A 22070-nucleotide genomic window follows, 5' to 3' on the forward strand; every position below is an offset into this window, starting at 1 on the left:
CACGCTCGCTACGCTGCACCCGACCGAAGGAGGTCCCATGCGCGTCACCGCGGCCGCGCCGGCGTCCGAGCCCACCTCGAGGCGCCGGGACGCCAACACGACCCGGCAGCTCCTGCTCACCGCGGCCCGCCGCCGCTTCGCGGCCCAGGGCTATGCGGCCACCACCGTGCGCGAGATCGCCGACGACGCGGGGGTCAACGCGGCGCTCATCAGCCGCTACTTCGAGTCCAAGGAGGGGCTGTTCGAGGCCTGCCTGCGTGACGTCTCGGCCGAGCTCGGCAGCTCCGTCGGACCCGCGTCCACCGTCGAGGAGGTGGCCGGCGCCATCGCCTACCAGCTGACCCGACCCGACGCCGGCGAGCACCCGAACCAGCTGGTCCTGCTGCTGCGGAGCTCGGGCGACGAGCGCGCCGAGGCGATCCGTCGGGACACGATGGACTCGTACGCGCGGCGTCTGGCGGAGGCCGTCCACGGGCCGATCGAGCCACCGGCGGAGGTCCTCGTCCGCGCCCAGCTCGCGCTCTGCGCGGCCCTCGGCATCGCGGTGCTGCGCTCGTCGACCACGCTCGAGCCGCTCGCGTCGATGGCTCCCGCGCAGCTGGTCGGACCGATCCGCGACCTGATGCGGGCCCTCCTCGACCCCGCGGACGACCAGGGCTCGGGGCGGATCCCTACGCGGTCGCCAGGAACGTGAGGATCCGGTCGACGACCGTGGCGGTCTGCTCGGCGTCGTAGGTCGCCAGCGAGTCGTCGACGAACAGGTGCGTGTCGCCCGGATAGACGAACACCTCACCGCTGCCGGCGGCGGCGACCAGTGCGCGGGCAGCGGCCACGCCCTCGTCGCCGAAGAACTCGTCGTCCGCGTGCCCGTGCACCTGCACCGGGACACCGGCCGGTCAGCCGCCGAAGTCCTCCAGGCTCGTGCTGGACTCGAGGAACACGGCTCCGCGCGCGCCGGGACGTCGGTTCACCAGCAGGTGCGAGTAGACGACGCCCATCGAGATGCCGACGTACACCAGCTCGTCCGGCAGACCCTCGACCGCCGCCGCGGCGCGCGACGTCATCACATCCCAGCCGAGGTCGTCCTCCTCGTGGGACATGCCCGCACGCACGTCGTCGAAGGTGCGGCCGTCGAAGAGGTCCGGCGTGTGCACGGTATGACCGCCGGCGCGGAGCCGGTCGGCGAACGAGCGCACGCCGTCCGTGAGCCCGAGGACGTGGTGCAGCAGCAGGATCTCGGCCACCCGACGAGCCTGGCACGCGGCGCGGGCCGCCGCCCGGTCTGCGGACGGCCCGGCGTCAGGTCCCCTCGGGGTCCAGGCCGAGCACGGCGCGCCCGCCGTCGACGGGCAGCACCGCGCCGGTGACGAAGGAGGCGGCGTCGGAGAGCAGGTACGCGATCGTCGCCGCCACCTCGTCCGCCCGTCCGACCCGGCCGAGCGGGTGGAGCCGGCGCATCTCGTCCTCGACGGACCGACCTCGCGCGGGATCCTGTGCCGCGAGGAGGGCCTCGTAGCGCGCCGTGACGATCGAGCCGAGGGCCACGGCGTTCACCCGGATCTTCCGCGCGCCGTGCTCCACGGCAGCCGCGCGGGTCAGGCCCTCGATCGCGGCCTTCGCGGTCGCGTAGGGGAGCGAGCCGCGCACGGGTCGTTGCGCCTGGTGCGACGAGACGTTGACGACGGAGCCGGCGCCCCGGAACCGACGCGCGGCGACCGCGGTCCCGACGACGGCCGGGGCGAGGTTCTCGACGACGAGCGCGAGGAGCTCGTCGGGACAGTCCGACGGGTCCGGGTCCCGGAAGACCGCCGCGTTGTTGACCCACCCGGTCAGCGTGCCGAGCCGGTCGGCCGCGTCGGCCGCTGCCTGGGCGACGTCCGTCCGGGCAGCGCTGCCGACGACGGCCGCGGCGCGCCCCTCGGGGAGCCACGCCACGGCCTCGTCGTCGAGCTCGACGACGACGACCGCCTCACCGTCGGCGAGCAGGCGCTCCACGACCGCCCGGCCGATGCCGCGGCCGCCGCCCGTGACCACCGTGGCGCGCGTCATGCTTCCCTCCTGCCGCGGGCGCGGCTCTCAGCGAGAGCTCTCGGGGTGCAGCAGCACCTTGGTCCAGCCGTCGTCCCGGGCGTCGAAGTGCGCGTACGCGTCGGTGGCCTCGTCGAGCCCGAGCTCGTGGGAGACGAGGAACGACGGGTGCGCGCGCCCGGCGACGATGAGGTCGCGCAGCTGGCGGTTGTAGCGCATCACCGGCGCCTGCCCGGTGCCCATGTGCTGGCCCTTGCTGAAGAACGTCCCGTACTCGAACGGGATGCGTCCCTGCTTCGCCTGGTCGGTCGCCGCGCCGGGATCCTCGGGGACGTAGACGCCGACCACGCCGATGCCGCCGGTGGACCGGACCACCTGGACCAGGTTGTCAAGGACGAGCTCGGGGTGCTCGTCGCCGGCCGGGTCGTGCGCCTGGTAGCCCACGGCCTCGACGCCGCAGTCCGTCCCGCGGCCCTGCGTCGCATCCATGATCTGCTCCACAGGGTCGCCCGCGGAGAAGTCGACGGGGATCGCGCCGATCTTGTCCGCGAGGGCCAGCCGGTCGTGCTCCTTGTCGACGACGAATACCCGCGCCGCCCCGCGGATCAGCGCGCTGTGCGCCGCCATGAGGCCGACCGGTCCGGCGCCGAAGACGGCGACGTCGTCGCCCGGCTCCATCCGGGCCAGCTCGGTGCCGTGCCAGCCGGTCGGGAAGATGTCGCTGAGCATGGTGAAGTCGTTCTCGTGGTCCGTGCCCTCGGGCAGCGTCAGGAGGTTGACGTCACCGAACGGCACGCGCAGCGCCTCGGCCTGCCCCCCGCGGTACGGCCCCATGTTCGCGTAGCCGTAGGCGGCGCCGTCGACACCCTCGGTCGGGTTGGTGCGCAGGCAGAACGACGTCCACCCGTGCGTGCAGTTGCGGCACGTGCCGCAGGCGATGTTGAACGGGACGCTGACCCGGTCGCCTACCCGGATCCGGGTCACCGCAGGTCCGACCTCCTCGACGACGCCCATGTTCTCGTGCCCGAAGACCGTGCCGGTCTCGACGCTGGTGCGGCCCTCGTACATGTGCAGGTCCGAGCCGCAGATGTTGGTCGTGGTGATCCGGACGAGGACGTCGGTCGGTTCCTCGATCCGCGCGTCCGGGACGTCCGTCACCGTCACGTCGTGGGGCCCGTTGTAGACGACTGCGCGCACGTGGGGTGCCTCTTCTCCGTCGACGCGCCGACCGGTGCGGCCGGCGCGAGAGACGGCGACTGCTTCACCGCGTCGCCGTCCATCGTGCGACCGGCCGCCGAGCGGCGCATCTCCGCGGCTCGGGGAGTCAGTCCGTCCGCTCCAGTGCGAGCTCGACCACCTGGTACGGGTCCGACCCGGGCACGACGTTGTGCATCGTGAGGACGGCGTCCTGCGGGCGCAGGTGGATGTGCCAGCCCCAGTCCGGTCCGGTCGGTGCGGCGTAGGACCCGAGCAGCCGCAGCTCCCCGTCCTCGCCGACGTCGCCCGAGAAGCTCATCCACGACGATCCCGTGTGCCACGAGTCCACCCAGACCGCCTCGGCCGCGTCGGCGGAGCCGCCCACCAGCAGGAGACCGTCCTGCGGTGCGTCCCCGTCCGACCACCTGTAGGCGATGGTGACGAACCGAGCGGCGGTGACGGCCACGGTCGCGGTCGCGCTCGAGGGCTGGTACTCGTCGGTGGGCATCAGCCGCAGGCGGTTGGTGCCGCGCCAGTCGCCCAGCAACGGTGCGAGGTAGTCGACGACGCTCATGCCGTGACTGTAGCGAGCGCCCCCGTCCCGTCGGCGGTGGTCAGGCGGCCGGCACCACGCGCAGCGTGACACCGACGACATCGGGTCCGACGATGGCGCCGACCGGGCCGGGCCCGTAGCGGTCGTACTTGGCGTGCAGAGCGGCATCGAGGGCCTCGTGCGGTGCGTCGTCGGCCCGCTCGAACACGACGTCCTTCTCCAGCGATCCCACGCGGACGCGTCCCGTACCCGACTCCCGCGCGCGCCGGAACCACCCGTTCTGCGGGCCGTGCGCCGAGCGGATGTACAGGTCGTCGCCGTGGGTGACGAACCAGATCGTCACGAACGGCCGCAGGCTCCCGTCGGGCCGGCGGGACGCGACCCGGAGCTCGTCGACCCGCTGGACCTGGCCGATCTCGTCAGCTCGCCACCCGCTCATGCGCCCTGGCCTCCGTACTGCACGTCGGTGACTTCCTCGGCCCACTCCGTGTCCGGGCCGGCGGTCCCGTCCCCGATCTCCCACATCGCCAGGTGCGTCATGAACCGCTCGGGGCCGGCCCCGTGCCAGTGCCACTCGCCCGGCGGGGTCCAGACCGTCTCGCCGGCGACCAGCTCGACCACGCGCCCGTCCCGCGTGCCGACACGGGCAACCCCCTCCGTCACGTGCAGGGTCTGTCCCTTCACGTGCCGGTGCCAGAACGTGTGGGCCCCCGGCGCGAACCGGACGGCATTGACGCGCAACCCGGCCGGTTGGGGCGGTGCAGCGAGGACGTCGAACCAGACGTCGCCCGTGAACCACTCCGCCGGTCCCTTCTGCGTGGCCGGCAGCGGCGTGATCTCCATGTCGTTCTCTCCTTCCGTCGCGAACTCCCAGACGTCCCTAGCCAACGCCACTCGAGCGTGTCGAGGGAGTCTCCGCCCGTCCGTGTACTGCCAGTACCCCTCACCGCGCTGCGCGGGGGAAGATGAAGGCCGTTCCACCCTTCTGAGCCCGGAGACCCGATGAAGCTCTTGCTCACGTCCGGCGGCGTCACCAACCCCAGCATCCGGTCAGCGCTCGTGCAGCTCCTGTGCAAGCCGATCAGCGAGTGCCACGCCCTGTGCGTGCCGACGGCCCAGTGGGGTCACCCGATGTGCGGCCCGACGTCGGTCCAGGGCTTCGTCGCGGCCCGGCCCGGCTGGCAGGACATGACCGGCCTCGGCTGGGCGTCGCTCGGTGTCCTCGAGCTCACCGCGCTGCCCAGCATCGGCGCCGAGCGATGGGTGCCGTGGGTGCGGGACGCCGACGTGCTCCTCGTCGACGGCGGCGACGCGACGTACCTGGCCCACTGGGTGCGCGAGTCGGGGCTGGCGGACCTGCTGCCCTCGCTGGCCGACACGGTCTGGGTGGGCGTGAGCGCCGGGAGCATGGTGATGACGCCGCGGATCGGGGCGTACTTCGTCGAGTGGTCCGGCGCGGCCGACGACACGACCCTCGGCGTGGTCGACTTCTCGATCTTCCCGCACCTGGACGCCTTCACCGAGAACACCCTGGCCGACGCGGAGCGCTGGGCCGCCGACCTCGGAGCTCCTGCCTACGCCATCGACGAGCAGACGGCCATCGCGGTGGTCGACGGCACCGTCGAGGTCATCTCCGAAGGACGCTGGACGACCTTCGGGCTGTAGCCGCTCAGGTCCGCGGTCGAGCCTCGGGGCGTGGAGATCGCGTCACTCGGACGAGGGAACCGCTGGGTGATCCTGGCGCCCCGGGGTGGTCGGGTCGCCCGTCCCGGGAGAGGCTCGACCCATGGGGCTACGAGTGGAAGTGACCGGCGCGGACATCGCGGACGCGCGGCGTCGGTGGGAGCTCGCGGACTCCAGCGGAGCGACCCCGGCCCGGGTCGAGCTGCTCCGGGCCGACTACGTCCGGCTCATCAGCGCGCAGGCGCAGCAGATCGCCGACGACTTCCGCCGCGAGCACCGCTCCCACTGAGCCGCCGCCGGGTGCTTGACGACGAGCCGGTCGCACCTGTCGGATCGAGGCGCCCGCATCCGTGGTACGGGTGAGAGGTCAGCCCGACGGGCTGCACCGCGACGACTGGAGATCCCCATGGCGCAGTACCTCCTGTCCGTGCTCGACGACACGTCCGGGTCCGCCACTCCGGACGAGATGGCCGCGATCGACGTCTTCAACGCGCAGCTGGTGGCCGACGGGAACTGGGTGTTCGCCGGTGGGCTCGGAGCTCCCGCCACGGCGACCGTCGTCGACGGTCGCGACGGCGAGCCGGTGTTCACCGACGGTCCCTACCTTGAGTCGAAGGAGTACGTGGCCGGTTTCTGGATCATCGAGGCACCGCACCTGGACGCGGCGCTGCGGCTCGCGGCGCAGGGCTCGAAGCACTGCGACCGACGGGTCGAGCTGCGGCCCGTCCTGAGTGAGTGACCGACGTCGACGCAGCCCTCGCGCGGGCCCACCGTGAGGAGTGGGCCCGGGTGGTCGCGGCGGTGGCCCGCCGCTTCGGCGACCTCGACCTCGCCGAGGAGATGGCTGCCGACGCCTTCGCGACCGCCGTCGAGCGGTGGCCCGTCGACGGGGTGCCGCCCAACCCCGGGGGCTGGCTGACCACCACCGCGCACCGCCGGGCCATCGACCGGCTCCGCCGCGAGGCCAGGCGGGGGTCGAAGCACAGGGAGGCGATGATGCTCGTCGACACCCCTGAGCCGCTCGGCGCCATCGACGACGACCGACTCCGGCTCCTGTTCACCTGCTGCCACCCCGCGCTGGCCATGGAGGCCAGGGTGGCGTTGACCCTGCGGTTGGTCGGCGGGCTCACGGTTGCCGAGATCGCCCACGCGTTCCTGGTCCAGGAGTCGGCCATGAGCCGTCGGATCACCCGCGCGAAGGCCAAGATCGCGGCCGCGAGGATCCCGTACGGCGTGCCGTTCCGGGAGGACCTGCCGGCGCGGGTCACCGGGGTGCTCACCGTGCTCTTCCTCGTCTTCAACGAGGGCTACCTGGCGTCGGAGCCCGACAAGGAGGCGGTCCGTGCCGACCTCACCGCCGAGGCGATCCGCCTCACCCGGCTCGTCCGCGACCTGATGCCTGGGGACGGCGAGGTCGCGGGCCTCCTGGCTCTGATGCTGCTCACGGACGCCCGCCGGGCCGCCCGGGTGTCGGCGGACGGTGAGCTGGTCGCCCTCGAGGACCAGGACCGGGCCGCGTGGGATCGCGAGCTGGTCGCCGAGGGCCACGCCCTCGTGCGTGCGCGGCTCGCGTCCGGCCAGGCGCCCGGCCGGTACCAGCTCCTCGCCGCGATCAACGCGGTCCACACGGACGCGCCGGACGTCGGCGCCACCGACTGGTCGCAGGTCGTGGCGCTCTACGACCAGCTGGTCCGCATCGACCCCTCGCCGGTCGTGCGGCTCAACCGGGCCATCGCGGTCGCCGAGGTGGATGGTCCGCAGGTCGCGCTGCGGGAGGTCGAGGGACTGCCGCTGACCGGCTACCGCGCGTTCCACGCCACGCGTGCCCATCTGCTGCGCCGCCTCGGTCGGGACGCGGACGCGCGAGCGGCGTACGACGAGGCCGTCGCGGTCGCCGGCAACGCCGCCGAGACGGCGTTCCTCGCGCGGCGCCGCGACGAGCTGCCCGGGCCGTGAGGGTCCGTCCGCGCTGAGCGACGTCGACCGGCCGGCGCTAGTTTTGTCGGCACCCCAGCGCAGAGGAGAGTCTCGTGGGCACGGTGGTCATGTACGGCTCGGTGTCGGTGGACGGCTTCGTCGCGGACGAGGACGACCAGCCCGGACCGCTGTTCGACTGGTTGTCGGACGGTGACGTCCCGCTGGACGAGAGCGGCGCGTTGACGGTGTCGCAGGCGTCGTACGACTACGTCCGGCCGTACTGGGACCAGATCGGGGTGACGGTCGTCGGCCGCCACGTCTTCGACCTGACGGACGGCTGGGACGGGGAGCCTCCGAGCGGGATCGACCACGTGGTCGTCGTGACGCACCGGCCGCAGCCCGAGGGATGGGACCCCGAGGCGCCGTTCCACTTCGTCGACGGCGTCGAGGCAGCCATGGCCAGGGCCCAGGAGCTCGCGGGTGACCGCGTCGTCGAGGTCGCCGCCGGCGACGTCGGTGGCCAGGTGCTTGCCGCGGGCCTGGTCGACGAGGTGCGCATGGACCTCGCCCCCGTCGTGCTCGGCTCCGGCAAGCGCTACTTCGGCTCGGTGCAGGCCCAGCACCTGCTGGACGACCCCGACGTCGTGATCCAGGGCAACCGGGTGCTTCACCTGCGCTTCCGGGTGCGCCGTTGACGGATCTCGGCGGCCACGCGAACGGCGACAGACGGTCGGCGCTCACCCGCCGCGCGCTCGAGGGATACCCGAGCGGTCCGGCGGCCCCGTTGCGAGCCACTGCCCGGGCGCTGGGAATGGTGCCCGGCGCCTCGACGGTCGTGCTGGTGGAGGGCGTCAGCGACCAGATCGCCCTCGAGACCGCCGCGGCGGGGCTGGGCCTGAGCCTCGACGCGCACCGGGTCGTCGTCGTCCCGATGGGTGGAGCCCACGCCGTCGCGCGCGTCCTCGCGACGATCCGCGGGCTGAACCCGGACGTGCGGCTGGCAGGGCTCTGCGACGTCCGCGAGCAGGAGGTCGTCCGGCGCGCCCTGGTCGACGCCGCGGTGGTCCCGTCGGTCCCCGTCACCGGCCTCGAGGAGCACGGCTTCTTCGCGTGCGTCGAGGACCTCGAGGACGAGCTGGTCCGCGCCGTCGGTGTCGAGCGGGTCCTGTCCGTCCTCGACGCGCAGGGCGACCTGGGATCGTTCCGGTCGCTGCAGGCCCAGCCCGCCTGGCGCGGCGCCACGCCCGAGGCCCAGCTGCACCGCTTCCTGGCCAGCGGTGCGCGGCGCAAGCTGCGCTACGCCCGCGTGCTCGTGGAGGCCGCGGGGGCACTGCCCCGTCCGCTGGGCGCCCTGCTCGGCAGCCTCTGAGGAGACGCACGCGGTCAGTTCAGGATGTTCACCGCACGCGCGAGGACGACCGCGGACGTGGCGAGCGAGACGACCGACTCCCACACCATCAGCATCTTCGCGGTCCGGGTCAGCGGCATGGTGTCGGTCGGTGAGAACGCGACGAGGTTGGTGATCGCGAGGTACAGGTAGTCGAGGAAGCGCGGCTGCCAGCTGTCGAACTGGTCCGAGTACTCCCGGATGGCGTCCTGCGTGAACCAGAACGACGTCAGCTCGACCTTCTGCTGCACGCGGCCGTTCGGGCCGCCCCGGTCGAGCTGCCAGAAGAGCAGCGCGAACCCGACCGTCACCACGACGAGGATCTGCAGCCCTTCGGCCAGCAGCTGCTGCACGGTGACCGGCCGGACCGTGAGCACGTCCGAGATGAGCAGTGCCGCCGACGTGGTCCCCGAGATCGCGAGCACGAGCGCGAGCGCGTACCGCAGGACGTCGACGCGGCGTCGGTGCGAGCGCAGTACGCCGTCGACCACGATGATCGCGACGACGAGCACCACCTCGATCACCGGCACCAGCAGGAGCGGGCCCAGCACGATGCGGTCGCGCATGAGCACCTGGGCGAGCACGGCGACGGCCACCGCGCTCAGGGGCGCCAGGCGAGCGCTCAGTGGCGCGTACAGCCCAGCCGCGTCCGCCTCGGTCACGCCCGACCTCCCGTGGTGGTGAGCCCTTACCTCAGGAGCGACCGGTGCCGTCGAGCAGCTCCCAGCGGGCGACCGCCTCGCTGCGAGAGGAGACGCCGAGCTTGCGGTAGGTCGAGATCGCCTGCGTCTTCACGGTGTTGCGGGAGAGGCCCAGCCGCTCGGCGATGAGGGGGAAGGTCAGGTGGGTCGCGAGGAGCGGCATGAGCCGCACCTCGGCCGGGGTGAGCGACCCGGGCAGCCCCTCGGCCGACGCCTCGTGCACCCTCGCGGCGAGCGCCTCGGCGCGCTCGGGCAGGTGCCCGAGACCCGGTCGGCGCCGCAGGATCTCCTGCGCCTGCCGCACGGTCTGCGATGCGGCGTGCACGTCGCCGAGCCCCAGGCACGCGTGCGCGGTGGTGAGCAGGGCCTGGGTCGACACCACGGGGAGCGCATAGGTGAGCAGGGGGCGCAGAGCGAGCGCCCTGCGGGTGTGGTCGACCGCGTCCGCGCGCAGCCCGAGGTGCATGGCGACGCGGGCCGCCCAGGCGTGCACGATAGCGCTGGTCCAGTACGCGCCGAAGCCGCCGTCGGTGACGATCGTCGAGGCGCGACGGACGGCGTCCACCGCAGACGTCCAGTCGCCGCGCTCGGCGGCGACCGACGCGCGCTCGCAGAGGTCCATGGCGACCACGGGCTCCGCGCGGGCGAGCTGGGCGGACTCGATCGCCTCGACGAACAGGTCGTCGGCGCGGTCGAGGGCGCCGTCGAGCAGCTCGGCGAGGCCCTCGGTGTGGAGCATCGCCGCGCGGAACGGGCTGGCCGGCGAGAGACCCTCGCGGGCGGTCCGCGCGTCGACCCGCATCTGCTCCGTGCCGTCCCTRGCCTCGATGGCCCGGAGGTAGGCGACGGTTCCCTCGACCGTGCTGCCGTCCGCGAGCGCTCCCGAGCCCGGGACGGTGCGCGCCATGTCCGACCACCGCTGCGCGTGCGCCGACTCGCCCAGCAGCGCAAAGATGAGTGCCGCGTGCGCCGCGACCGCCGGGAAGGTCTCGATGTCGTGCGCCTCCTCGAGCCACGACATCCACCGCTGCACCGTGTCGATCCGTCCCGCGGTCCAGGTCGGCTGGGCCCACTCGAGCACCAGTCGGCCCAGGTGGACGAGGTCTCCCGCGAGGTGCGCATGGTCGATGGCCTGGTCCGGGAGGCGCGCGTCGTCGTACCAGCGCGCCGCCCGGCGGTGCAGCTGCGGCACCAGCGACGGCTCCTTGCGGTGCAGCTCCGCGCGCAGGAGGTCGTGCAGCAGCGGGTGGCAGCGGTAGCGCTCGCCGCCCCGGTCGACGGGTTGGATGACGCCGTGCGCCGCGAGGTGCTCGAGCGCCGCTCCCGACGAGTGGACATGCAGGACCGCGTCGCACACCGGGCCCGAGAGCTCGTCGAGGATCGCGCACCGCACCAGCAGCGCGGTGTCGCGCGCGCCGAGGCCGGTGAGCAGCTCGGTGCGTAGGTACTCGCGCATGAACCGGTCATCGCCCGTGAAGGGCGTCGTCGGAGGCCCGTCCGCGTGCAGGGCCATCGCCGCGAGCGACACGGCGACCGGCCAGCCCTCGGTCCGGGCGAGCAGGTCGGTCAACGCCGGCGGTGCCAGGGAGACGCCGGCGCGCGCCAGCACCGCGGCGGTCTCGTCAGGATCGAGGGACAGCTCCTCCACGCCGATCTCCAGCAGGTCGCCGGCCGCCCGGAGCCGTGGCAGCGGCAGCCGCGGCCGGGCGCGCGAGGTCATCACGACCCGCCACGACTCGGGGAGCCGGTCGATGACGTCGGTGAGCACGTTGAGGCTGCCCGCGCTGGTGATCGTGTCGATGCCGTCGAGCAGGAGGGTGCGCGGTGCGACGCCGCCGGCCGCTTCGACCAGACCGGCGACGGTGACGACACCGCGGTCCGCGCCCATCTCCCGGCCGAGCGCAGTGAGCAGGCCCACCGGGTCGTTGTCGGCCTCCGAGCAGGAGTGCCAGGCAGCTGCGCCGGGCCATCGGTCCGACCACTGCGAKAGCACGGCCGTCTTGCCGTACCCCGGACCCGCGATCAGGGCCACCACCCGCGCGGGCGAGACGTCGATGGCGTCCAGCACCGTGGTCCGAGCCACCAGGCTGGTCCGAGCGCGCAGACGACGGGCACCGATCGGGTGATGCTCGCCGCTTCTCGACGGGCCGTGACCAGGTGCGGATGAATGGGACCAAACGGTGTTTTCCCCCACGATCGGCCACGCTACCGCGCGGTCGCGCCGCCGTTCACCCACGAAGGTGAACTTCTCGCGTCGGCCTGGCCCGCCGACGTCACTGCGGGCGCGGCGTCCCGAGGTCGATGTGCGGGACGTCGTCGGAGTCGTCGCCCCACGCGATCCGGCGCGGCGCGTCGTGCGACTCCACCGTCGCGGCGTGGTCGCGGTCGAAGTAGTCCCACGCCCAGCTGAGGAACGCGTCGGTGCGGCTGTGCACGCCGCTGAGCAGCATCGCGTGGACGCCCAGCCAGGCGGCGAAGGCGAGGGGCCCGTCGACCTCGTGGCGGTGCTTGCCCACCTCGGCGACCGCCGCGTTGCGGCCGATCATCGCCATGATGCCCTTGTCCTTGTAGTGGAACGGGGCGAGCGGGTCGCCCTGCGACGAGCGCAGGATGTTCTGCGCTGCCCAGCGCCCGGACTGCTGCGCCACCGAGCCGAGCTGGGGGAGCGTCGGAGCACCGTGCTCGGGTCCCGACGGGATGTTCGCCACGTCACCGACGGCCCACACCCCGGGGAAGCCCTCGACGCCGAGGTCCGGCCGGACGTCGATCCGCCCGCCGCGCCCCGTGCTCGGCCCGGCGTCCTCGGCGATCACCGCGGCCGACTCGCCGCCCGCCCAGATGACCGTCGCGGTCGGCAGGGTGGTCCCGTCGTCGAGCTCGACCCGGTCGGCGTGCACGGCGGCGACCCCGGTGCCCAGGCGGAGCTCGACCCCGCCCTTGGTGAGGTGGTGGTGGGCGTACTCCTGCGCGTGCGTGGAGAACTGGCCGAGCACGACCGTCCCGCGGTCGACGAGGTGCACGCGGACGTCGTCGGGCAGCCGGCCCTGGGTCTTGAGGGCGGCGACGAGCTCGGCGAGCGCCCCCGCCACCTCGACTCCCGTGGGTCCGCCGCCGACGACGACGACGTCGCGGGCGTGCGGGCCGGAGCCGCCGTGCGCGGCCTCGTCGTCCACGAGGGCGCGATGGTGCCGGCGTAGCCGCTCGGCGTCCGGCACCGAGTAGAGCGGGAACGCGTGCTCCCGCGCCCCGGGGATGCCGAAGAAGTTCGGGCGCCCACCGGCGGCGATCACCAGGTGGTCGGCGGACAGCGAGCGGCCGTCGTCGAGGACGAGGGTGCGGTCCGCGAACGACGCCTGCGCGACGCCCTGGACGACCACGTCGACGGACGGCACGTCGGCGAAGATAGTGCGCAGTGGTCGCGCGATGTCCTCGGCCGGCAGCTGCGACGTGGCCACCTGGTACAGCAGGGGCTGGAACTGGTGGTAGTCCGCGCGGTCGACCAGCGTGACGTGGACGCCCGCCTCGCCGAGCGTCTGGGCGGCGGCCACACCCGCCAGGCCCCCGCCGAGCACGATCACCTCCGTCACAGCGACATCTCCTGGACACGCTCGGCAAGGATGATCCGCGCCGCGGCCTCGATGAGCGCCAGGTGCGAGAACGCCTGCGGGATGTTGCCCAGGTGCCGGGCTGCGTCCACCTCGAACTCCTCGGCGTACAGGCCGAACGGCGAGGCGATCCGCAGCAGCCGCTCCATGAGGTCGAGCGCACGCTGCCTCTCGCCGACCACCATGAGGGCGGAGACCAGCCAGAACGAGCAGATGACGAACGTCCCCTCCTTGCCGGACATCCCGTCGTCGGTCTCGTCCGTCTTGTAGCGAAGGACGAAGCCGTTCTCGGAGAGCTCGTCGGCGATGGCCAGGACGCTCGCGTGCAGCCTCTTGTCGGTGCCCGGCAGCAGCCCGAAGTGCGCGGCGAGCAGCGTCGACGCGTCGAGCGCGTCGGTCTCGTAGTGCTGCCGCAGGACGCCGCGCTCGCTGACGCCGTGCTCGAGGATGTCGGCCTTGATCTGCTCGGCCGTCGCGGCCCAGCTGGCCTGCAGGTCCGGCTCCCCACGGATGCCCGCCAGCTGGGCGGCGCGGTCCATGGCCACCCAGCACATGATCTTGGACGAGACGTAGTGCTGCGGCTTGCCGCGGGCCTCCCAGATACCCTGGTCGGGCTGCTGCCAGATCGCGATCGCACACTCGGCCTGCGCCTTGACGATGGGCCAGAGCCGGGCGGGCAGGCGTTCGCTGCGCCGCGTGTGCAGCAGGATCGAGTCCAGCACCGACCCGTAGACGTCGTTCTGCTTCTGGTCGAAGGCACCGTTCCCCAGGCGGACGGGACGCGCACCCTGGTAGCCGGTGAGCTCGTCGCGGGTGGTCTCCGTGAGGTCACGCCGGCCGTCGATCCCGTACATGATCTGCAGCGCGCCGTCCTCGTCGGGCTCGACGTCGGCGACGAACTGCATGAACTCGTCGGCCTCCCAGTCGAGCCGCAGGTAGTGCAGCGCCTGCAGGGTGAACGTCGAGTCGCGCATCCACGTGTAGCGGTAGTCCCAGTTGCGTTCGCCCCCGGGGGTCTCGGGCAGGGAGGTGGTGAGCGCGGCGACCGTGGCGCCGGTCGGCATGTAGGTGAGGCCCTTGATCACCAGGGCGGAGCGCTCGACGTAGGGCCGCAGGCGGTGGTCCGGCATCAGGGCCCGGCCCAGCCAGCGGCGCCAGAAGTCCCGCGTTGCGGCGATGCGCGCGACGGCGTCCTGCGCATCGGTCGGGCCGTCGAGGTCGGCAGCCCAGGACAGCGAGCAGAACACCGTCTCGCCCGCGCGGAGCTCGTGCCGGCCGCGCAGCGAGTCGCCCTCGACGCCGAGCGCGAGATCGGTGTTGAGGCGCATCGAGAGCCCCGACCCGGTGATGTCTGCCGTGTGTGCGCCCGGCGCGGCGAGCGACCACGGCTCCCGGCTCCGGCCGTAGTCGAACGCTGGGTCGCACACGAGCTCGATCCGCACGGCCCCCTCGAGGCAGGTGGCGGTCCGCACCAGCACGTGCTCGGCGTCGTCGTCGGCGGGCGGACGCGTGTGGGGCGTCGTCTCGTCGGGCGCGTCGCGCCGGCCCATGGTGAGCGCGTCGCGGATCTCGACCCACCCCGACGGCGTGTGCCAGGTGGTGACCAGGACGTTGGTGCCGGGGTCGTACGCGCGCGACGTCGGCACGTTGATGCCGTACGGCGCGAACCGGAAGTACCCCGCGCCGCGGTCGAGCAGGCTGCCGAACACGCTCTGGCTGTCGAACCTCGGCGCGCAGAGCCAGTCGATCGACCCGTCCGGCGCCACCAGTGCTCCCGTGTGGCAGTCGGAGAGGAAGGCGTACTCGGCGATGGGCGGGAAAGGCGAGGTGGGGCTGTTCGAGTCCATGGGTTCCTCCTGGTCGGGCGGGTCTGCTCAGCCGAGGCGCGCGAGCAGGTGGTCGCCCACCCGCAGCGCGTTGGCCATCGCGGTGAGGGCCGGGTTCACCGCTCCGATGCTCGGGAAGAAGCTCGTGTCGACGACGTAGAGGTTGTCCACCTCGTGCGTGCGGCAGTCGCGGTCGAGGACGGACGTCGTCGGGTCGTCGCCGAACCGGACCGTGCCGGCCTGGTGCGCGCACCCGGCGACCGGGATGTCGTTCTTCATGTACAGGTCGCGGGGGACCAGGTGGTGCGGGTGCATGCCGAGATGCCCGAGGTTTCCCTTTACGCGGCTGTAGAGCTCCTCGAGCGGCTGCCGGTTGTTCGGCGTGTACGTCAGCACGATGTCGCCGTGGTTGCCCAGGGTCACGCGGTTGTCGGGATCCGGCAGGTCCTCGGCCGAGAGCCAGAAGTCGACCGCGTGCTCCGCGACCTCTCCGAGCGCGAACAGCGGCGCGAGCTTGGCGATCGGCTTCTCGCCGCGGTACATCGGCGCGGACGACTTGCCGACCATCTGTACGTTGCCCATGGGGAACGCGAAGCTCTCGTCGCCGAAGTAGTAGTCGTTGACGCCGAGCGTCTTCTGGAACCGGGTGTCGTTCTTCTCGATCGAGATCGCCAGGAACGCCCTGCTGTTGTGGAACATGTAGTGGCGCCCGACGTGGTCGGACCCGTTGGCCAGCCCGTTCGGGTGCCGGTCGTTGGCGCTGGCCAGGAGCAGCTTCGCGGAGTTGGCGGCGCCCGCCGAGACCACGATGACGTCGCCGGAGAACCGCTGCTCGACGCCGTCGACGTCCGCCACGACCGAGCTGACCGTCTGGCCCGAGTCGTCGGTCTCGAGCCGACGGACCTCGGCGTTGCGCACCAGCGTGACGTTCGGGTGCAGCACCGCGGGGCGGACGGCGATCACCTCGGCGTCGGACTTGGCGTGCAGGAGGCACGCGAACCCGTCGCACGTCGCGGAACGGATGCACGGGCTGTAGGCGGGGTTGCCCTCGTCGAGCATGATGCCGGAGGGGGAGTGGAACGGGTGCAGGCCGATCTTCGACATGTCGTCGAAGAGGCGCTGGATGCGCGGCTCGTGCGAGACCGGGGGGTACGGGTACGGGCCGCTGGACGGTGGTTCGGTGGGGTCCTCGCCACGCGCGCCGTGCACCTGGTAGAGGTCCTCGGCCTGGGTGTAGTACGGCTCGAACTCGTCGTACGCGACGGGCCACGCCGGCGAGATCCCGCCGTGGTGCTGGAGCTCGCCGAAGTCCTTCTCGCGCAGCCGGTACAGCGCTGCGCCGTAGAACTTCGTCGCGCCCCCCACGTTGTAGTGCACCTGCGGCTGGAAGGCCTTCCCTTGGTGGTCGTACCAGGTGTCCTTGGAGACGTACCGGTTCTTGACGAAGGTCTCCGTCGCGTCCCAGTTCTGGGGCTCGCGCGGGAGCCAGTCACCCCGCTCGAGGATGAGGATCTTCTTGCCCGACGGGGCCAGCCGGTGCGCCAGCGTCCCGCCGCCGGCGCCCGACCCGATGATGACGACGTCGAAGTGCTCGGTCATCTCGTCCGCCTCACAGACCAGGACTGCTGTGCATGATGCCGCCGTCGGCGAAGACCGTGGTGGCGGTGAGGTAGCTGGCGCCGTCGCCGGCGAGGAAGGCGACCAGGCTCGCGATCTCCTCGGGCTCGGCCATCCGGCCCAGCGGGATCGCCCCTTCGAGCGTCTTCATCTTCTCGGGGTCGTTCATCGTCGACGTGTTGATCGGCGTTGCGACGGCGCCCGGGCCTACGCCGACCACCTGCACGCCCTGCGGCCCGAGCTCGACGCCCGCGGTCCGGGTGAGCATCCGCATGCCGCCCTTGGACAGGCAGTACGCCGTGTTGCCCGGCATGGGCCAGTCCTCGTGCACCGAGGTCATGTTGATGATCCGACCGCCGGTGCCCTGCTTGATCATCTGCTTGGCGGCGATCTGCGTGCCGAAGAACGCGCTCTTCAGGTTGATGTCCATGACGCGCTGGTACTGCTCCTCGGTGGTGTCGAGCACCGACGTGCGCGTCTCGATGCCCGCGTTGTTCACCATGATGTCGAGGCGGCCGAACGCCTCCACGGTGCGCGCGACGAGCATCTCGAGGTCGGCGACCTTGCTGACGTCCGCGTCGACCCCGATCGCCTGGTCGCCCAGGGCGTGCACCTGCTTCTCCAGCTCCTCGGTGGCCTCCGGGTGCGCGACGTAGTCGATGACGATGTTCGCGCCCGCCTCGGCGAGGGCGAGCACCACGGCCTTGCCGATGCCGCTGTTGCCGCCCGTGACCACCGCTACTTTCCCGTGCAGGCTCATCTGATTGCTCCTTCGTCGAGGGGTGCGGACGGACCTCTGGTGGGGTCCGGTGGTGCGGCCGTCGGCGGGCCGATGACCCGCCGGCGGAAGACGAAGTACGACCAGCCCTGGTAGAGCAGGATCAGCGGCACCAGCACGAGGGCCACGATCGTCATGACCTTGAGCGCGTACTCGCCGGAGGCCACGCTGGTCACCGTGAGGCTGTCGGAGGCGGACGTGCTGGACACCAGGACGTTCGGGTAGAGGTTGGCGAACAGGGTCACGACGGTCAGGCCGATCGCGACGGCCGTGGCCGTGAAGGCCCAGCCGTCCCGGTGCGCCCGCACGAGCAGGGCGGCGGCGAGGACGGCGACGACGGCGAGCACCGGTGGCACGACGCCGCGGACCGCGGGGGCGCCGGACACGCCCGGCGTGGCAACGGCGAAGGCGAGGAGCAGCACGATCGCCGGCACGAGCGCGACGTTCGCGGCGCGCTGTGCCCGCGCGCGCACCTGCTCCGTGGTCCGCATGGCGAGGAACGTCGCCCCGTGCAGGACGCACAGGGCCGTGAGGGTGAGCCCCACGAGCAGGCCGTAGCCCGTGATCGTGTCGGTGACCGAGCCGGTGAACTCCTCGGTGGAGTCGACCGGCAGGCCGGCCAGCAGGTTGCCGAGCGCGACGCCGAGGAGCAGCGGGCACAGCAGGCTGCCGAGGGTCAGGCTCCACGACCACGTCTGCCGCCACCGCGTCGCGTCGAGACGCCCGCGGAACTCGAACGAGACCCCGCGGGCGATGAGCGCCACGAGGAGCAGGACGAGCGGCAGGTACATCGCCGAGAACCAGGTGGCGTACCAGCCCGGGAAGGCGGCGAAGATCCCCGCCGCTCCGACGATCAGCCACACCTCGTTGCCGTCCCAGAACGGCCCGATCGAGTTGATCGCCACCCGCTGCTCGGTGTCCGTGCGGCCCACGACCTTGTGCAGCATGCCGACGCCGAAGTCGAACCCCTCCAGCACGAAGAACCCGGTCCAGAGGAACGCGATGATCAGGAACCACAGGTCGGGCAGGGTCATCGGGACACCTCCTCAGAACGTCAGGGCGGGTACGCGGGGCAGGTCGTCGTCGACGTGCTCCTCGGGCTCCTCGAGCTCGAGGCCGCGGCGCGCGTAGCGCATCATCAGGAACACGTTGACGGCGCCGAGGAGCAGGAAGATCCCGTAGAAGACGACGAGGCTGAGGATCAGCTCCGTCCTGCCGACGGACGTCGAGACGCCGTCGTTGGTGAGCATGAGGCCCTGCACGATCCAGGGTTGCCGCCCGTTCTCCGTGAGCATCCAGCCCGCCGTGTTCATCAGGAACGGGAAGGCGACGGCCCACGTCGCGACGAACAAGAACACGCGGGCGGTGGGTAGTCGTCGTCGCCAGATGAGCCACAGACCCCACAGCGCGACGAGCGCGGCCAGCGAGCCCAGGTAGGCCATCACGCGCATCGACCAGTACTGGACGAAGACGTTCGGCACGTAGTTCCCCGGGCCGTAGTCCTCCTGGTACTGGGCGTTGAGCTCGTTCAGCCCCTGCACCTCGCCGTCCCACGTCCCGGTCGCCAGGATCGAGAGCAGGTGCGGGATCTCGATGATCTTGGTGGGGTTCTGGTCGTTGTTGCCGCCGCCGATCTGGAATGCCGAGAACGAGCACGGCTGGCACGTCTCCCACTGGCCCTCGGCCGCGGAGATCTTCATCGGCTGGTAGGTGGCCTCGATGACGCCGAGGTGGCTGCCGACGCCGAGCGCCAGGAAGATCGAGGGCAGCAGCACGGCGATCGACACCTTGGCGGAGCGGAGGAACACCTCCTCGTGCTGCTTGCGACGCAGGTACCAGGCGGAGACCGCGAGCATGAGGACGGTCCCGGTGACCAGGGACGCGGTGAGCACGTGCGCGTACCCCCAGAGGAACACGGGGTTGGTCATCACCGCACCGATGTCGGACAGCTCCGGCCGGCCGGTGGACTGGTCGACGGTGTACCCGACGGGGTGCTGCATCCAGGAGTTCGCGGCCATGATGAACGCCGCCGACCCCGCAGCCCCCAGGGCGACGAGCCAGACGGTGAGCAGGTGGATCCCGCGGGGGAGCACGTTCCAGCCKAACACCCAGAGCCCGATGAACGTGGACTCGAGGAAGAAGGCGGCGAGCCCCTCCATCGCCAGCGGCGCCCCGAACACGTCGCCGACGTACCGCGAGTAGGCCGACCAGTTCATGCCGAACTGGAACTCCTGGATCAGCCCGGTCACCACGCCGACGGCCACGTTGATCAGCAGCAGCGTGCCGAAGAACTTGGTCAGCCGCTTGTGGTCGGGGTTGCCGGACCGGAACCACATCGTGTGCAGCACCGCGACCAGGAACCCCAGGCCGATCGTGATGGGGACGAACAAGAAGTGGTAGATGCTCGTCGACGCGAACTGCAGACGAGCCAGGTCGAGGTCGGACACCGGTCCTCCCCGAGGTCGACGGTCCGGCTGTCGACCCGCGCTGAAGGCGTGCCGACTGCTGTCGAGCGTCGCACCGCGCCCGGAGGCCGAGCATCATCCCGTCGGGATGAAAGCGCCGCGGGAGCACCATCATCCGGAGTGGATGACGACGTCGCGCCCCCGGCAGTGCTGGACTCGTCCTCATGCCCCGACAGCCGAGCAGCCCGCCCTCCGGCCACCAGTACCGCATCACGCACGGCGACCATGAGGCCGTCGTCACCCAGGTGGGCGCGGGTCTGCGCGAGTGCGTGCTCGGCGGCCAGCCGGCGATCGACGGGTACGACGTCGCGGAGCGCGCCCCCGACGGTCGAGGGCAGGTGCTGGCGCCGTTCCCGAACCGCCTCGCCGGTGGGCTGTACACCTTCGGCGGCCGCACCTGCCAGGTGGCGCTCGACGAGCCGGAGACCGCCAACGCGATCCACGGGATGGTCCGCTGGCTCGACTGGACCGAGGTGTCGAGCACAGAGCAGGACGTCGTGCTGAGCTGCACCCTGCGCCCGCAGCCTGGGTACGCGTGGGAGCTCAGCCTCCAGGTCGGCTACCACCTGGACGCGGACGGGCTCACCGTCATCACGGCGGCCACCAACACCGGGGACGAACCGGCCCCGTTCGGGCTGGGCTTCCACCCCTACCTGGGCCTCGGCGCGAGCATCGAGGGGCTGGAGCTGCGGGTGCCCGCGGCCAGCCACTGCCCGGTGCCCGCCGACCGCGACGAGCAGCCAGCGCACGTCGACGTCGCGGGCACGTCCCTCGACTTCCGTTCCGCGCGGGCCGTCGGGCCGGTCGTCTTCGACACCGTGTTCACGGATCTGGAGCGCGGCGGCGACGGACGTGCCGAGGTCCGCCTGGCCGACCCGGCGAGCGGCCGGGCGGTGCGGCTCTGGGTCGACGAGGCCTTTCCGTACCTCATGGTCTACTCCGCCGACGGGGTGTTCCCGGCCGAGCGCCGCCGGCGGTCCATCGCCGTCGAGCCGATGACCTGCCCCCCGCACGCGTTCCGGTCCGGGGTGGACGTCGTCACGCTCGCGCCGGGGGAGTCCTGGAGCGGCGCCTGGGGGCTCGCCGCCGGATGACGACCGTCGACGCCGTGCCCCGCGCCCGGTCCGTCCTCGTCTACGGGGCCGGGCTGGTCCAGGGCCTGGCGCTCGTCTCGTTCCCCGCGGCCAGCTCGATCCTCACCAGTCCGACCGGCTACGACCTCAGCACCACCCAGTACGGCCTGATGTTCGTGCCGCAGGTGATCCTCGCGATCACGGGGGCCGCGACCTCACCGCTGCTGGCGGCACGGTGGACCCTCCAGCGGGTGCTGCAGGCGGGGCTCGTCGCCAACCTGCTCGCGATGCTGCTGCTGGTGCTGAGCCAGTCGGTGTCGACGTCGCCCGCCGCGTACCCGGTGCTGCTGTGCGCGACGGGCGCACTGGGCTTCGGCTTCGGCACCACCGTCCCCGCCCTGAACACGTTCGCCGCGCGGCTGCACCCGTCGGACCAGGACCGGTCGATCCTCACGCTGAACGCGCTGCTCGGGACGGGCACGGCACTGGCGCCCCTGCTGATCGCGCTCTTCCTCGCGCTCGGCGCGTGGTGGCTCCTGCCCGTGCTGGCCGCCGTCGGGCTCGCGGTCTTCCTGCTCCTCGCGGTGCGGACGAGGCTGGACGCCGGACCGGCCCCGCAGCGGGCCGCCGGCGGTCGGCAGAAGCTGCCGGGCCGATTCTGGTGGTACGCCGGTGCGGCGGTGCTCTACGGCGTGTGCGAGACGCTCTTCGGCAACTGGTCCAGTGTCTACCTCACGGGGGAGCGGGCTCTGTCGGCCCAAGTGGCGTCGCTGGCGCTGGCGGTGTTCTGGGCGTGCGTCACCCTCGGCCGGGTGATCGTCGCCGCGCTGACCGTGCGCGTCCCGGCGACAGTCGTGTTCGTCGTGCTGCCGCTGCTGATCGCCGGGTCCAACCTCGCGGTGTCGTCCGCGCACAACGCGGCCGTCGCGGTCCTGGCGTTCGCCGCGGCCGGCTTCGCCTGCTCCGCGATGCTGCCTCTCAACCTCAGCCTCGCCGGCGAGGAGTTCCCCCGGCTCGGCGCCACGTCCTCGGGTGAGCTCATCGCGGCCTACCAGGTGGGCTACGGGCTGGCCGCCTTCGGCGTCGCGCCGCTCGAGGGTCTGACAGGCATCGGCCTGGCGGGCGTCTACCTGGTCGGGGCCGGCGTGGCGGTCGCCCTCGCGGTGATCGCTCGGGTGATCACTGCCGGGACGCCCGTGGCCACGACGGCGCCGGTGTGACTTTCCGGGGTCCATTGCGC

General features: G+C 72.2%; 24 protein-coding genes. 9 read left to right on the forward strand and 15 right to left on the reverse strand.

The window, feature by feature from the left end:
* Positions 1–37: 37 nt before the first annotated feature.
* Positions 38–694: a TetR/AcrR family transcriptional regulator gene (locus AC1DQC_RS10625; RefSeq protein WP_477051208.1), complete on the forward strand. Its 657-nt coding sequence runs from the start codon at positions 38–40 to the stop codon at positions 692–694.
* On the opposite strand, the gene AC1DQC_RS10630 is transcribed toward AC1DQC_RS10625, so the two are convergent.
* The 7 genes from AC1DQC_RS10630 to AC1DQC_RS10660 form a co-directional block, all read right to left on the reverse strand.
* Entirely contained in the window at positions 672–881 is a 210-nt protein-coding gene (locus tag AC1DQC_RS10630; protein ID WP_477051209.1) for a hypothetical protein, read from the reverse strand. The two genes, AC1DQC_RS10625 and AC1DQC_RS10630, sit on opposite strands and share 23 nt — an antisense overlap.
* Before the next feature lie 15 nt (positions 882–896).
* Positions 897–1244 (reverse strand): dienelactone hydrolase family protein, encoded by a 348-nt coding sequence (locus tag AC1DQC_RS10635; protein WP_477051210.1) that lies wholly within the window; start codon positions 1242–1244, stop codon positions 897–899.
* A 55-nt stretch (positions 1245–1299) separates the two neighbouring features.
* Positions 1300–2049, reverse strand: a complete 750-nt coding sequence (locus tag AC1DQC_RS10640) for an SDR family NAD(P)-dependent oxidoreductase (protein WP_477051211.1) — start codon at positions 2047–2049, stop codon at positions 1300–1302.
* 27 nt (positions 2050–2076) lie between these two features.
* Positions 2077–3225: a glutathione-independent formaldehyde dehydrogenase gene (locus AC1DQC_RS10645; RefSeq protein ID WP_477051212.1), complete on the reverse strand. Its 1149-nt coding sequence runs from the start codon at positions 3223–3225 to the stop codon at positions 2077–2079.
* 127 nt (positions 3226–3352) lie between these two features.
* On the reverse strand, positions 3353–3799 hold the full coding sequence (locus AC1DQC_RS10650; RefSeq protein ID WP_477051213.1) for a DUF1579 family protein: 447 nt from the start codon (positions 3797–3799) through the stop codon (positions 3353–3355).
* A gap of 40 nt (positions 3800–3839) precedes the next feature.
* Entirely contained in the window at positions 3840–4217 is a 378-nt protein-coding gene (locus AC1DQC_RS10655; protein ID WP_477051214.1) for a DUF2255 family protein, read from the reverse strand.
* A complete protein-coding gene (locus AC1DQC_RS10660) occupies positions 4214–4621 on the reverse strand; it encodes a (R)-mandelonitrile lyase (protein WP_477051215.1) in 408 nt (135 codons plus the stop codon). The genes AC1DQC_RS10655 and AC1DQC_RS10660 overlap by 4 nt, the downstream gene beginning before the upstream one ends.
* A gap of 159 nt (positions 4622–4780) precedes the next feature.
* Here AC1DQC_RS10660 and AC1DQC_RS10665 point away from each other — a divergent pair, with 159 nt between their 5' ends.
* From AC1DQC_RS10665 to AC1DQC_RS10690, 6 genes are all read left to right on the forward strand, one after another.
* Positions 4781–5443: a Type 1 glutamine amidotransferase-like domain-containing protein gene (locus tag AC1DQC_RS10665; protein WP_477051216.1), complete on the forward strand. Its 663-nt coding sequence runs from the start codon at positions 4781–4783 to the stop codon at positions 5441–5443.
* 139 nt (positions 5444–5582) lie between these two features.
* The gene (locus tag AC1DQC_RS10670; protein WP_477051217.1) at positions 5583–5750 is read left to right on the forward strand and encodes a hypothetical protein; all 168 of its coding nucleotides are present in this window, start codon (positions 5583–5585) and stop codon (positions 5748–5750) included.
* 117 nt (positions 5751–5867) lie between these two features.
* Positions 5868–6200, forward strand: a complete 333-nt coding sequence (locus tag AC1DQC_RS10675) for a YciI family protein (protein ID WP_477051218.1) — start codon at positions 5868–5870, stop codon at positions 6198–6200.
* Positions 6197–7417 (forward strand): RNA polymerase sigma factor, encoded by a 1221-nt coding sequence (locus tag AC1DQC_RS10680; protein ID WP_477051219.1) that lies wholly within the window; start codon positions 6197–6199, stop codon positions 7415–7417. Before AC1DQC_RS10675 ends, AC1DQC_RS10680 begins: the two co-directional genes overlap by 4 nt.
* 74 nt (positions 7418–7491) lie before the next feature.
* A complete protein-coding gene (locus tag AC1DQC_RS10685; RefSeq protein ID WP_477051220.1) occupies positions 7492–8073 on the forward strand; it encodes a dihydrofolate reductase family protein in 582 nt (193 codons plus the stop codon).
* Positions 8070–8747, forward strand: coding sequence for a TOPRIM nucleotidyl transferase/hydrolase domain-containing protein (locus AC1DQC_RS10690; RefSeq protein ID WP_477051221.1), 678 nt, complete (start codon positions 8070–8072; stop codon positions 8745–8747). The genes AC1DQC_RS10685 and AC1DQC_RS10690 overlap by 4 nt, the downstream gene beginning before the upstream one ends.
* A gap of 14 nt (positions 8748–8761) precedes the next feature.
* On the opposite strand, the gene AC1DQC_RS10695 is transcribed toward AC1DQC_RS10690, so the two are convergent.
* The 8 genes from AC1DQC_RS10695 to AC1DQC_RS10730 all read right to left on the reverse strand — a co-directional run bounded on the left by AC1DQC_RS10695 (position 8762) and on the right by AC1DQC_RS10730 (position 19739).
* Entirely contained in the window at positions 8762–9427 is a 666-nt protein-coding gene (locus tag AC1DQC_RS10695; RefSeq protein WP_477051222.1) for a hypothetical protein, read from the reverse strand.
* A 31-nt stretch (positions 9428–9458) separates the two neighbouring features.
* Positions 9459–11549, reverse strand: coding sequence for a winged helix-turn-helix domain-containing protein (locus AC1DQC_RS10700; RefSeq protein WP_477051223.1), 2091 nt, complete (start codon positions 11547–11549; stop codon positions 9459–9461).
* Positions 11550–11739: 190 nt separating this feature from the next.
* Positions 11740–13053 (reverse strand): NAD(P)/FAD-dependent oxidoreductase, encoded by a 1314-nt coding sequence (locus tag AC1DQC_RS10705; RefSeq protein ID WP_477051224.1) that lies wholly within the window; start codon positions 13051–13053, stop codon positions 11740–11742.
* Complete coding sequence (locus tag AC1DQC_RS10710) at positions 13050–14918, reverse strand: glycoside hydrolase family 15 protein (protein ID WP_477051225.1); 1869 nt, start codon at positions 14916–14918, stop codon at positions 13050–13052. The genes AC1DQC_RS10705 and AC1DQC_RS10710 overlap by 4 nt, the downstream gene beginning before the upstream one ends.
* Positions 14919–14945: 27 nt before the next feature.
* Positions 14946–16496 carry a GMC oxidoreductase gene (locus AC1DQC_RS10715; RefSeq protein ID WP_477051226.1) on the reverse strand — a complete coding sequence of 517 codons (1551 nt, stop codon included), beginning with the start codon at positions 16494–16496 and terminating at the stop codon, positions 14946–14948.
* A 10-nt stretch (positions 16497–16506) separates the two neighbouring features.
* Positions 16507–17274, reverse strand: coding sequence for a glucose 1-dehydrogenase (locus tag AC1DQC_RS10720; RefSeq protein ID WP_477051227.1), 768 nt, complete (start codon positions 17272–17274; stop codon positions 16507–16509).
* Complete coding sequence (gene cydB / locus AC1DQC_RS10725) at positions 17271–18326, reverse strand: cytochrome d ubiquinol oxidase subunit II (protein WP_477051228.1); 1056 nt, start codon at positions 18324–18326, stop codon at positions 17271–17273. Before cydB ends, AC1DQC_RS10720 begins: the two co-directional genes overlap by 4 nt.
* Before the next feature lie 12 nt (positions 18327–18338).
* A complete protein-coding gene (locus AC1DQC_RS10730) occupies positions 18339–19739 on the reverse strand; it encodes a cytochrome ubiquinol oxidase subunit I (protein ID WP_477051229.1) in 1401 nt (466 codons plus the stop codon).
* Between the two features lie 182 nt (positions 19740–19921).
* On the opposite strand from AC1DQC_RS10730, the gene AC1DQC_RS10735 reads away from it, so the two are divergent.
* Together AC1DQC_RS10735 and AC1DQC_RS10740 are read left to right on the forward strand one after the other, a co-directional pair.
* Positions 19922–20851: an aldose 1-epimerase family protein gene (locus AC1DQC_RS10735; protein ID WP_477051230.1), complete on the forward strand. Its 930-nt coding sequence runs from the start codon at positions 19922–19924 to the stop codon at positions 20849–20851.
* On the forward strand, positions 20848–22050 hold the full coding sequence (locus AC1DQC_RS10740) for an MFS transporter (RefSeq protein WP_477051231.1): 1203 nt from the start codon (positions 20848–20850) through the stop codon (positions 22048–22050). The genes AC1DQC_RS10735 and AC1DQC_RS10740 overlap by 4 nt, the downstream gene beginning before the upstream one ends.
* Positions 22051–22070: the final 20 nt, after the last annotated feature.

It is taken from the genome of Cellulomonas sp. P4_H12, assembly GCF_056400905.1.